The 10,805-nt window shown below is 56.8% G+C and carries 9 protein-coding genes; 6 read left to right on the forward strand and 3 right to left on the reverse strand.

The features are described from left to right. The first annotated feature begins 143 nt into the window (after window positions 1-143). Window positions 144-1,778, forward strand: coding sequence for a hypothetical protein (locus VEZ38_RS03845; protein ID WP_324892021.1), 1,635 nt, complete (start codon window positions 144-146; stop codon window positions 1,776-1,778). A 115-nt stretch (window positions 1,779-1,893) separates the two neighbouring features. On the opposite strand, the gene VEZ38_RS20580 is transcribed toward VEZ38_RS03845, so the two are convergent. Then, window positions 1,894-2,106: a helix-turn-helix domain-containing protein gene (locus VEZ38_RS20580; protein ID WP_414694653.1), complete on the reverse strand. Its 213-nt coding sequence runs from the start codon at window positions 2,104-2,106 to the stop codon at window positions 1,894-1,896. Here VEZ38_RS20580 and VEZ38_RS03850 point away from each other — a divergent pair. Both VEZ38_RS03850 and VEZ38_RS03855 read left to right on the forward strand, forming a co-directional pair. Beyond that, complete coding sequence (locus tag VEZ38_RS03850; RefSeq protein WP_324892022.1) at window positions 2,105-2,767, forward strand: hypothetical protein; 663 nt, start codon at window positions 2,105-2,107, stop codon at window positions 2,765-2,767. The two genes, VEZ38_RS20580 and VEZ38_RS03850, sit on opposite strands and share 2 nt — an antisense overlap. Next, entirely contained in the window at window positions 2,764-3,252 is a 489-nt protein-coding gene (locus tag VEZ38_RS03855) for a TIM barrel protein (RefSeq protein WP_324892027.1), read from the forward strand. Before VEZ38_RS03850 ends, VEZ38_RS03855 begins: the two co-directional genes overlap by 4 nt. 59 nt (window positions 3,253-3,311) lie before the next feature. On the opposite strand, the gene VEZ38_RS03860 is transcribed toward VEZ38_RS03855, so the two are convergent. Continuing rightward, window positions 3,312-4,199, reverse strand: coding sequence for an AraC family transcriptional regulator (locus VEZ38_RS03860; protein ID WP_324892028.1), 888 nt, complete (start codon window positions 4,197-4,199; stop codon window positions 3,312-3,314). Between the two features lie 152 nt (window positions 4,200-4,351). Here VEZ38_RS03860 and VEZ38_RS03865 point away from each other — a divergent pair, with 152 nt between their 5' ends. Together VEZ38_RS03865 and VEZ38_RS03870 are read left to right on the forward strand one after the other, a co-directional pair. After that, a complete protein-coding gene (locus VEZ38_RS03865) occupies window positions 4,352-5,302 on the forward strand; it encodes a zinc-binding dehydrogenase (protein ID WP_324892023.1) in 951 nt (316 codons plus the stop codon). Window positions 5,303-5,306: 4 nt separating this feature from the next. Then, window positions 5,307-7,355 (forward strand): beta-galactosidase, encoded by a 2,049-nt coding sequence (locus tag VEZ38_RS03870; RefSeq protein WP_324892024.1) that lies wholly within the window; start codon window positions 5,307-5,309, stop codon window positions 7,353-7,355. A 105-nt stretch (window positions 7,356-7,460) separates the two neighbouring features. On the opposite strand, the gene VEZ38_RS03875 is transcribed toward VEZ38_RS03870, so the two are convergent. Then, on the reverse strand, window positions 7,461-8,306 hold the full coding sequence (locus VEZ38_RS03875) for a methyltransferase domain-containing protein (RefSeq protein ID WP_324892025.1): 846 nt from the start codon (window positions 8,304-8,306) through the stop codon (window positions 7,461-7,463). A gap of 209 nt (window positions 8,307-8,515) precedes the next feature. Here VEZ38_RS03875 and VEZ38_RS03880 point away from each other — a divergent pair, with 209 nt between their 5' ends. Continuing rightward, entirely contained in the window at window positions 8,516-10,540 is a 2,025-nt protein-coding gene (locus tag VEZ38_RS03880) for a beta-galactosidase (protein WP_324892026.1), read from the forward strand. Window positions 10,541-10,805: the final 265 nt, after the last annotated feature.

A 10,805-nucleotide genomic window follows, 5' to 3' on the forward strand; every position in this document is an offset into this window, starting at 1 on the left:
ACGAGTACGGTTCCGTAGCGATGTGCGGTGTCGTGGAACGTCCGGAGATCGGGGCAGCGCGGTTGGCCTTGCGCCTATAACCGCGTTGCCTTTCGTCGTCCGGACGCGGAGCGGCGTTCATTCGGAAGAAGGGGCGATTGCGTATGGGGGACAAATATGTCGGTTTATTTTACTTTCTGTGGTTAGGCCAACACGGGACCGAGGGGCCGTTCGACAATTCGCGCATATTGGCGGCCGCTCCGGAGGCGGCGAACGACCCGAATCACCCGCTGTGGGGCCCCCAAGAGGCATATCATTTCTGGGGAGAGCCTCTCTACGGCTATTACGTGAACGACGACGTATGGGTATTGCGAAGACATGTGCAACTGCTGACCGCGGCGGGCGTCGACTTCCTCGTGTTCGACGCGACGAACGCCTTCACGTACAAGAATGTGTACGACGCGTTATTCGCGATCATGGACGAAATTCGCTTGCAGGGCTTCGACGTTCCGAAGATCGCGTTCTACACCAACAGCCGGTCGGGGGAAACCGTAGCATCGCTCTACGAGGATCTTTACCGGCCGGGCCGCTATCGGGAGCTCTGGTTTTTGTGGAAAGGGAAGCCGCTCATCGTCGGGGATCCGGACGAGTGCACGGACGAGCATCGGCGTTGCTTTACGTTCCGTCGAAACCAATGGCCCTTCGAAGAGCGTAAAATCAACGGGTTTCCATGGATTGAATTTTGTAGACCGCAGCGCGTCTATACGAATGACGAGGGCGAGAAGGAAATTGTCAGCGTGTCGGTCGCGCAGCATCCGACGTTGGCGATGAGCGACACCCCCTTCTACAATCATGGCGTCAACTGGGGCAGAAGCTACCGGGATGGGTTGAACGTGCCCGGCGCCGAATTGGCCGGATACAACTTCGAGGATCAGTGGACGTACGCGATATCTGAGGATCCGTCCATCATCTTCGTGACAGGCTGGAACGAGTGGATCGCAATGCGGCTGCAAGGACCGTCCGAGCGGCCGAATTTGTTCGTCGATCAGGCGACGCTCAATTTCAGCAGAGATATCGAACCGATGAAGGGCGGATACGGAGACAACTATTATCTGCAGATGATCGACAACATTCGGAAATTCAAAGGCTCGCCGCCCCCGCCGCCGGCCGCTCCCGCCCGAACGATTCCGCTGCGTCCGGATTTCTCGGGTTGGGACGCGGTCGAGACGACATATCGGGACTTCGCAGGAGATACGACGCCGCGAAGCCATCGCGGCTATGGGGACTTGTACTACGCGAACGAGACGGGACGAAACGACTTCGTCGCCATGAAGGTCGCGCACGACGAGCGCTATGTGTATTTTTACGCCCGAACGCGTGACGTCATCACCCCGCATACCGATAAGCATTGGATGATGCTGTTCCTCCGGGTGAACGACGGCGACGGCAACGGCTGCGTAAGCGGCTGTAGTTGTGGTTGCGGCGAACAAGGGTGGTATGGCTACGATTTCGTCGTGAATCGAACCGTGCTCAACGCGTATACGTCGTTGTTGGAGCGGAGCGACGGAGGCTGGAATTGGGTTAAGGCCGCAGACGTTCGATATGTCGTCGCCGGCCGGGAATTGCAGCTAGCCGTGCTGCGAACCGTGCTCGGACTGGACCGCCCGGGGCGGCCGGTGCGATTCCGGTTCAAGTGGGCGGATCATATGCAGAACGAAGGCGACTATATGGACTTCTATCAATACGGCGACGTTGCGCCCGAAGGGCGGCTCGACTTCGAATATATCGGCGCAGAATGACGCGGGACAGCAATTCGTCGCCATCCGGCGCCGGCGGACCGTCCGCCTCCATCACCGCTTATGCCGTAAATCGTGATCGACGGTTCGCCGCGATTAACATGCAGTTGAACTCAACCTAGGCGGATGTCCGGATGGGAGGAGCTGCGGGAAGCGAGGAGATTTCTTCCCACCTCGATTTGAAACGCGAGGGCGCACAGCCCTTCAGCTTCTTAAAGATGCGTGAGAAATAATAGAGATCATGGATGCCTACGCAGCGAGCCGCTTCACCGGGGCTCAGCGACGAATGCACGAGGAGCTCGGCGGCCTTGCCAAGAGAACTTGTTGCCATGGAACCTAGAAAACCCGTGTTACGCTCCTACACCGAAAGCGAGCCCGGACCGGGCGAAGTTCGTGTCCGCGTCAAGTACGGCGCACCGAAACACGGATCCGAAATGCAGGCCTTCCAGGGAATCGATCCGTTCCTGTCCAGCCGCTTGGATCCCGAAATGCTTCTTTTTCTAGATAACGATACGGCCAAGAGCAAGCCGTTTTACCTGGAGCTCGGCAACATTTGCGTCGGCGTCGTTTCGGATCTGGGCCAGGGCGTCACCGACGTGAAGGAGGGGCAGCGCGTGGCGATTTACAGGCATTTGCGCGAAACCCATGTGCAAGCTTGGAGTAAGCTTCGTATGAAGGAATCCGCCGCCGAAAGGAAGGGAAGCGCTCAAGTGAAATTTTCCGTATGCATTGATGCCGTTTTCGCGGGTCGCCCTTTTCTGCCAAGTCTAGCTTCTTTGCCCGAGGCCGGATACGATGCGTTCGAATTCTGGTCTTGGCAGAACAAAGATATGGATGGGATCCGAAGCATGGCGGCTCGGCTCGGACTTACGCCGGTCATTATCGGTACCTCGTTCGGCAACCTGGTCGAGCCTGAAACGCGAAATGAATTCCTTACGGGTATCCGGGATACCATCCAGCAGCGCAACAGCTCGGCTGCAGCCGCATCCTGACAACGACCGGAAACGACACGGGCGCGCCGAGATTTCAGCAGCGGCGCTCCATCGTTGAAGGATTGCGGGCGGCCGCGCCCCTCCTGGGGGAAGCCGGTATGACGCTGATGCTCGAGCCGTTGAATACCCGCGTCGATCATCCGGGCTATTATTTGGCAGGCGCGAATGAAGGGCTGGAGATTGTTGGAGAGGTCGATCATGCCAGCGTCCGGCTTCTGTTCGATATATATCATCAGCAAATTATGGAGGGCGATCTGATCCGCACCATTACGAAGCATATCGACTGGATTGGCCACTTCCACGCGGCGGGAAACCCGGGACGGCGGGAGTTGCATCTCGGGGAGATCCATTACCCGGCCGTATTTCAGGCCATTGCCGACACGTCGTACGAGGGTTATATCGGCTTGGAGTATTTCCCCTTGAACGATCCCCTGGACGGCTTGAAGCGCGTGCTACGCTTATCTGACTTGAATTCATCAGCTTGATCATAACGAAAGAAGCCGAGCCTGCGCAGGTCGCCCTGCCCGGATCGGCTTCTTTTTCTTTACGTTAAATTTCTATAAGCGTTGGGCGATAGCCCCTTATGACGACGGAAGGCCAGATAGAAAGCCTTATAATCGGTAAAGCCCACTTCCGAGGCGATCGCCGCAATACTTGCGTCCGACTCTTTAATCATTTTTGCGGCTTCCTCGATACGTACCTGCTGCGTATATTGGGATACCGTAACGCCGGTCGTTTCCTTGAAGAGGCGGCAGAAATAATTTTTGCTGACGAAGGACTTCCGGGCTAGATCCACCAGATGGACGGGCTCGTTATAATGCGTTTCCAGATGTCTAAGCGCCGCTTCGATAGAAGCCGCCTTACCCGTTTGCATCGGCTCCCCGTGCACGCGTTTGTTGAAGCCGCGCATGATGCGCACGATGAGCTCGATCATGTGGGCTCGAATGATCGAGTGATAGCCCTCCTGACGCTGCGTGTATTCCCTGTGCATTCGAACGATCAGTTGGTCGAACTCTTTCTGATCGGCCGCGGGAAGCCGCAGGTCGGCCCGGACGAGGTCGTCATCCCAGTCTCCCTTGAACAAATAGGACATCGTCAGGCTGGAGAAGTCGTGGAACGGAAGCAGATTTTCGTCGAGAAACCCCGGTTTGAACAAAATATTATACGTTCGCAACGTCTCGTCCGCAGCGCCCCTGTAGAACGCGTGCGCATCATCGTAATTGATCAGGAACAGGTCGCCCTTCGAGACGCGCCATTCCCGGCCGCCCAGCTCGTGGAAGCCGCTTCCTTCGTAAACGTAGCAAATTTCTACGAAATCGTGCGTATGCAACCGGCGGTCCTTTTTCAACGGTTCGTTGTAGGGAATGATCGAGAAAAGCTCGCCGTCCCTGAAATATTTTTCTCCATAATAAACTAAGCCGCCGTGCTTCATCGTTCTCACCTGCCGCCGCCGCAAAGAGGATAATGGCGAATATCACCATCTGAATCTTAATATACACCATAGCTGGATGCCTCGGAAGAACATAGGATAAAAGGGAGCGCAGCAAATCGCTAGATTTCGCGAAGAAGGAAAGGGATGACGATATGAAAGCGTTGGCCGTAACGGAAATCGGTAAGAAAGCGGAATTGATCGAAATGGAAGTCCCCCGGGCCGATGCCGATTCGGTCGTAATCAAGACTGTCTATTCCGGCGTCAGCATCGGCACCGAGATGTGGATCGCAGAAGGCAAGCGTTCGGATTACGGAGAGCCTCCCTTCGTCAACGGCTACCAGGCGTCCGGCCGGATTGTGGAGGTCGGCGAGAACGGCAGGGCCTTGTTCCAGGTTGGCGACCTAGTCACCGTCTTCTGCAGCGGCGCGCATGCGGAGTATGTTAAGGCGCATTGGGCGCTCGTGCATAAAGTATCGAAAGAGGAATCGCTGAAGGTGTGCTCGATGTTCGTGCAGCCGTCGGTGGCCGCCAACGCCTGGAATATGGCAGGGGTGAACATGGGCGACCTCGTCTATATAGCCGGGCAGGGCTTGATCGGACAATGCGCGGCGATGATCGCCCGACTGCGGGGCGCTTATGTCGTGGCTTCGGACATTTCGCAGGACCGGATCGAACGGTCGCGGGCGTATTGCGCGGATTGGACGATCGATGCTTCCGAGCAGCCGGCGCTGGCCGCGTTCCTAGAGCGCTTCCCGAAGGGCGCCGATATTGCGGCGGAATCGACCGGCTTCGAGGCGCTCCTTGACGACGCGATGTCGGCCTGCCGCACGAAGGGGACCTTCGTCTTTATGGGGTGGTATCCAGGACGTGCGTCCTTCGCCTTCAATACGCCGCACAATAAGCAGTTGAACGCCCTCTTTCCTTGCTTTATCGGAGAACGGCCTGTGCGCGAAGGGGTCATTCGATTGATGGAGTCCGGGACGTTAAATATCCTGCCCCTGATCACCCACGAGGTAGGTTGGGAGGAGTCGGAAGCGATCTATAACACGCTCTTCACGAAGCGGCGCAACGATTATAACGGCATTGTCATTCGTTGGGAGTAGCGCCATGATCACCCCGAACATTCCGCAGATTTTGTACGGGGGCGATTACAACCCGGAGCAGTGGCCGGAGGACGTCTGGCTGGACGATATGCGCCTGTTCAGCCTGGCCGGCGTCAATACGGTATCGGTGAACGTCTTCGGCTGGGGTCGGCTGCAGCCTGCAGAGGACCGGTATGAGTTCCATTGGCTGGATCGGATCATGGATTTGCTGGGAGAGCATGGCATTCAAGCTTGTCTGGGGACAGCGACGGTTGTTTATCCGTCTTGGATGGGACGACGCTACCCTGATTTACAGCGCGTCGGCTTCGACGGACGCAAGCGGAAATACGGAGGACGCGCCAACTTCTGCCCCAACAGCAGTTCGTTCCGACGTTTTGCGTCCGAGCTGGTACGGAGAATTGCGGATCGATACAAGGATCACCCGGCGCTAAGCGCCTGGCATATCTCCAATGAATATAACGGCTACTGTTATTGCGAGAATTGCGAAGCGGCATTCAGGCGATGGCTGCAGGCGCGTTACGGCACGGTGGAAGAGGTGAACCGGGCTTGGAATACGAGCTTTTGGAATCATCTGTATTACGACTGGGAGGATATCGTCAGCCCTACCGAAACGACGATCTATTGGGGAGACACGAAATCCAGCTACCCGAGTCAGACGCTCGATTATATGCGGTTTCAGTCGGACAGCCTGCTAGAGTGCTTTCTTATGGAGCGGGACATTGTGAAAAGGGTTACGCCGCATATTCCGGTGACCACCAATTTCATGGGATTTTGGAAAGAGCTCGATTACCGGAAATGGTCGCAGTACGTAGATGTGGCCGCCTGGGACAGCTACCCTTCCAACGATGCCCCCCCTCACATTACGGCATTCTGGCATGATATGATGCGCGGACTTCGCGACGGACAGCCGTACATGCTCATGGAGCAGGCGCCCGACCGAGCCCAGTGGAGGGACTATAATCCGCCGAAGAGGCCCGGCGTAATGCGGCTGCAGAGCTATCAGGCCATAGCGCGCGGGGCGGATGCGGTCATGTTTTTCCAGATGCGTCAATCGATAGGCGGTGGCGAGAAAATGCACGGCGGCGTCATCGGTCACGCAGGCCACGAGTTCACCCGGACGTTCCGCGAGGTCGCCGCTCTAGGCGGGGAACTCCACCGGCTCGGCGATGCGTTGATCGACGCGCGCACCTCCGCCAAAGCGGCGATCCTGTTCGATTGGGAAAACTGTTGGGCAGTCGAGCTTTGCGCAGGACCGAGCAAGGATATCCGTTATTTCGCTCAATTACTCGCCTATTATAAAGCGTTCCACGACGCGAATATTCAGGTCGACATCGTTCACCCCGACAGCGACTTCGCCCCCTACGGACTCATTGTCGCGCCGCTGCTTTACATGGTGCGAGAAGGACTGGACAAGAAGCTGGAATCCTATGTGGCGGGCGGGGGCCAGTTCGTGACGACTTGCTTCAGCGGACTCGTGGACGAGCACGATCGAGTCGTCACGGGCGGATATCCTGGCAAGCTAAGAACCCTGCTGGGCATTCGTGTGGATGAGAGCGACACGCTGAAGCCGGAACAAAACAATGCGATGACATGGGACGGCGAGTCGTACGCATGCGGACTTCTGTGCGATATCGTCCTGGCGGACGCCGCTGACGTCGTCGCCCGGTATGCAGAGGATTACTATGCCGGGGAAGCGGCAATGACCTGTAATGCATACGGGAGAGGGAAAGCGTGGTACGTGGGTACCGTTCCCGAGCCTGACGCGATCGCCAAGCTGGTGCATCGCCTCGCTGCCGAAGCCGATGCACGGCCGATTCTCGATACGCCGGCGAATGTGGAAGTTGCGCTCAGGAGCAAAGAAGGCAACGAATATATCTTTGTGATGAACCATAATCCCGGGCCGTGCCGAATAACGCTGAGCGAAAGCTATGTCGAACTGATCGGCGGGGAGCGGCTCGCCGGCGAAGCGACGTTGCCGGGGTACGGCGTATGGGTATTGGCCAGGTCGCCGATTCACCCGTTACGGGCTTCCGGGAGCAAACCGAATGTATAATTTTGTGCGATTTATAACCAGCGTGCAGCACAGGAGAAGTGACAGAACGGCATGAGGGGCTGTACCGGAAGTTCATCTACTTCCGAAACAGCCCCTTTGTTGTCGTTACAGTCGACCGCGCCGAATAGTCGGGAGTTCGTTTCGGGCAATCATCTTCGTCATGGCGTGCTTGTGCGGAATGCCGGAGGAATTGCAGTCGAAGACGATTTCCGAGCTGTCCGCGATCAGCCAATCGCGGTAATAAGCGAGTAACTCGCCGGAGTGCCATGCGAAGGCGTTCGGTTCCTTTTCCGGAGGAGGGGCGATAAATGGTTTCTGTACGAATACGTTAAAAACGTGGATCCCGCCAGCATTCGTATAGTGCTTGTAATTGTCGAATATCTCTTGGCGGTATTCCGGCTTGATGTAGTGCAGTACGCCGCTGGAGAAGAGAATGTCGTAGTGCGAGTCCAGACGGTAATCCAAAATGTCCGCCTTAAACGCATTCACGCGTACGCCGGCTTGTTCGGCAAGCCTTCTGGTTTTCTCGAGCCCCGCGTCCGACACGTCGAATGCGCTGACCTCGTACCCGTTCCGTGCGAAAAAGACCGCGTCTTTCCCCTCGCCGCACCCGATATCCAGTAATTTTAGGCGCTTTGTCGGAGGCATGAGCTCGAGGACCTTGTAACAAGCTTTATTCGGCTCGGTGCCCCAGTAGTAGTCTTGTGTTTGGTATTCATCCTCATAGATGGTGATCCGCTTGTTTTGCGCCGCGTAGCCGAGCAGCTTGTCGATGCTTACATCCAAGATGCGCGAGATTTCGGGCAGGAGCGAGATGTCGGGCATCGTCTGGGCGTTTTCCCATTTGGATACGGCTTGGAAGGAGAGGCCGAGCATGTGAGCAAGCTCCTCCTGCGTGAGGCGCTTTTCTTTGCGGGCGATGCTAATGTTTCTCGCGAATTGTTCCTTCATGTGCAGTTCTCACGCTCCTTCATGCATCCAATTCTATGGGAAGGGCCTCGAATGGACAATAACTTCGTATTTGAGTTTCGGCCCGACTCAACCGACGGTTGAGCGGAGGGAGGGGGAGCGTAAGATAAAAACTCTTCATAACAGGAAAATCCATACAGTCTGGCGAATTGTTATTCCCAACGAACGGTAACCAGAGGGGGAACATAACGATGAAACAACTGCTGTACGGCGTGGCCTATTACGACGAATATATGCCTTATGAGCGGCTGGAAGAGGATATTCGAATGATGAAGGCGGCGGGTATCAACTTTGTCCGCATCGCCGAATCGACGTGGAGCACGCACGAGCCGCAGAACGGCGTCTTTGATTTTTCCAGCGTGGACCGTGTGCTCGAGGCGATGCACCGAGCGGGGATTCATGTCATCGTCGGAACGCCTACGTACGCGGTTCCGACTTGGATGGTCAAGGAACATCCCGATGTGCTGGCGATTACGCCGGATGGCCCGGGCCGGTACGGCGCCCGGCAAATTATGGACATTACGAACCCGACGTATCTCTTCTACGCAGAACGCATCATTCGCAAGCTGATCGCGCACGTATGCGGCCACCCCGCCGTTATCGGGTATCAAGTCGACAACGAGACGAAGCATTACCGCACCAGCGGCCCGAACGTGCAGCTTCGGTTCGTGAAATATTTAAAGGAGACTTTCGGCACGGTGGAGCGGATGAACCGGGAGTTCGGGCTCGCCTATTGGAGCAACCGGATCAACGCCTGGGAGGACTTCCCGTCCGTCGTCGGTACGATCAACGGAAGCTTGGGCGCGGAATTCGCCCGCTTCCAACGGCGGCTCGTCACCGAGTTTCTCGCTTGGCAGACTTCGATCGTGAACGAATACAAGCGGCCGAACCAATTCGTCACGCATAACTTCGACTTCGGGTGGAACGACCGTACCGGTTCGCACGGCGTACAGCCGGATGTAAACCACTTCGAGGCGGCGGTAGCGCTCGACATCGCGGGGGTCGACATTTATCACCCCTCGCAGGACGAGCTGACCGGCAAAGAAATATCGTTCTGCGGCGACTCCGTCCGATCGCTGAAGGGGACGAACTACCTCGTACTGGAGACGCAGGCGCAAGCGTTCCCGCATTGGACGCCTTACCCCGGACAGCTGCGGCTTCAAGCGTTCAGTCACTTGGCGTCCGGTGCGAATCTGGTCGGATATTGGCATTGGCACTCGATTCATAACTCGTTCGAGACGTATTGGAAGGGCCTGCTCAGTCACGACATGGGCCCGAATCCAACCTACGAAGAGGCGGTTACCATCGGCCGCGATTTCGCTCGGCTATCGCCGAAGCTAGTAAATTTGAAGAAAAGGAACCGCGCGGCCGTTCTTGTCAGCAACGAGGCGTTAACGGCGCTGAACTGGTTCCCGTTACCCGGCGGGAAAGTAAAGTACAATGACATTGTCCGTCTCGTGTACGACCGGTTATACGAGATGAATATCGGCTGCGATATATTATTCCCGGAGTCGGATTCGTTCGAGCGGTACGACTTGATCGTCATTCCCGCGCTGTATGCGGCGCCGGACGAGCTGTTCGATCGGTTAAACCGATATGTGGAGAACGGCGGACATGCGGTGTATACGTTCAAGAGCGGGTTCGCCGACGAGCATATCAAGGTCCGGACCGATATCCAACCGGGTCGGATCGGGGAGGTTTGCGGCGTTCGATACAGCCAGTTCGTCGAGCCGAACAGGGTTTCGCTCAAGGGCGATCCATTCGGGGTCGGTATCGAGCATAACGAAGTGACTGCTTGGATGGAGCTGCTTACGCCGACGACGGCGGAAGCGCTCGCTTGGTATGATCACCCTCACTGGGGGGCATACGCGGCAATCACAGAAAACCGGTACGGCAAGGGCGCCGCAACCTACATCGGCTGCTTGCCGAGCGCCGAAGTGATGGGGAGCGTGTTGGAGAGAGCCTGTAAGACTGCAGGATTGTGGGGACCCGACCAGGAGCTTCGATTCCCGCTCATCGTCAAATCGGGGACGAACGAGGCGGGACGGACGGTGCGGTACTACTTCAATTATTCGGACGAGCCGGTTTCGTTTCCTTATCCGCACGGGGACGGAACGGAATTGTTGACGGATCGGCCGGTTCGCGCGGGGGAACGGATCGAGCTGGAACGCTGGGGGGCGGCCATCGTCGAGACGAGCGCGGAGACGGGAGCATAAAGCGTAAACAACGCAGCAAGCCGGGCGAACTCGCCCGGCTTGCTGCGTTTCGCGTTTTCTTACTTTTTCCCGGTCAATCGCGCCCTCGGAAACCTTAATGTAGAATTAACAAAATCTTTGTCGAATATTGCGTATAATTGGTTGTACTATGAACATGCGAAACGAAACGAGCGGGACAATGAGAAAGCGGTTGCTTACACTGTCGGTTGTGCTGTCGTCCTTCACCGCCATGCTGCTCGGGTGCGGTTCGGAGCGGGAACTGACG

It is taken from the genome of Paenibacillus sp. (assembly GCF_035645235.1).
GTDB lineage: Bacteria > Bacillota > Bacilli > Paenibacillales > YIM-B00363 > Paenibacillus_AE.

Bases quoted from the DNA above. Each gene is read 5' to 3' on its own strand.
- VEZ38_RS03845 (WP_324892021.1), top strand. From the start codon at position 144: ATGGGGGACAAATATGTCGGTTTATTTTACTTTCTGTGGTTAGGCCAA.
- VEZ38_RS03850 (WP_324892022.1), top strand. From the start codon at position 2,105: ATGGAACCTAGAAAACCCGTGTTACGCTCCTACACCGAAAGCGAGCCC.
- VEZ38_RS20580 (WP_414694653.1), bottom strand. From the start codon at position 2,106: ATGGCAACAAGTTCTCTTGGCAAGGCCGCCGAGCTCCTCGTGCATTCG.
- VEZ38_RS03860 (WP_324892028.1), bottom strand. From the start codon at position 4,199: ATGAAGCACGGCGGCTTAGTTTATTATGGAGAAAAATATTTCAGGGAC.
- VEZ38_RS03865 (WP_324892023.1), top strand. From the start codon at position 4,352: ATGAAAGCGTTGGCCGTAACGGAAATCGGTAAGAAAGCGGAATTGATC.
- VEZ38_RS03870 (WP_324892024.1), top strand. From the start codon at position 5,307: ATGATCACCCCGAACATTCCGCAGATTTTGTACGGGGGCGATTACAAC.
- VEZ38_RS03875 (WP_324892025.1), bottom strand. From the start codon at position 8,306: ATGAAGGAACAATTCGCGAGAAACATTAGCATCGCCCGCAAAGAAAAG.
- VEZ38_RS03880 (WP_324892026.1), top strand. From the start codon at position 8,516: ATGAAACAACTGCTGTACGGCGTGGCCTATTACGACGAATATATGCCT.